Below are 601 nucleotides of genomic sequence, written 5' to 3'. Positions count from 1 at the left end.
AAGCCGGTGCTGCCGGTTTACATTTGGAAGATCAAGTTGGTGCTAAACGTTGTGGTCATCGTCCCAATAAAGAAATTGTTTCAACACAAGAGATGGTTGATCGGATCAAAGCCGCGGTTGATGCACGCGTTGATGAAAATTTTGTGATCATGGCACGTACCGACGCGTTGGCTGTTGAAGGGTTAGAAGCCGCGTTAGACAGAGCACATGCTTATATTGAGGCGGGGGCAGATATGTTATTTCCTGAAGCCATCACGCAACTGAACATGTACCAACAATTTGTAGAGCAAACTAAAGTGCCAGTTCTTGCCAATCTTACCGAATTTGGTCAAACCCCTTTATTTACCCTTGATGAGTTACGCAGTGTTGGTATTGCGATTGCCCTTTACCCTCTCTCTGCTTTTAGAGCGATGAACAAAGCCGCTGAGCAGGTTTACACCACACTACGCAAAGAAGGCACACAAAAAAATGTCGTTCCACTGATGCAAACTCGTGACGAACTTTATCAAAGCATTAATTACTATGACTATGAACAAAAATTAGATGCTCTATTTTCACAACAAAAATAATACTTATATTCTAAATAATTCAAGTTGTCCCC

The 601-nt window shown here is 42.1% G+C and carries 1 protein-coding gene; it reads left to right on the top strand.

Going from position 1 to position 601, the window contains the following annotated elements; translation table 11 throughout:
* Positions 1 to 569, top strand: a 569-nt coding sequence (locus tag ABN217_RS19765) for an isocitrate lyase/phosphoenolpyruvate mutase family protein (protein WP_349459930.1), incomplete at its 5' end; no start/stop codon positions are given.
* Positions 570 to 601: the final 32 nt, after the last annotated feature.

Source organism: Proteus sp. fly-1067 (assembly GCF_040139345.1).
Taxonomy (GTDB): domain Bacteria; phylum Pseudomonadota; class Gammaproteobacteria; order Enterobacterales; family Enterobacteriaceae; genus Proteus; species Proteus vulgaris_B.
The sequence above is the reverse complement of the archived record's forward strand: the minus strand, read 5'-3'. Positions and strand labels throughout refer to the sequence as shown.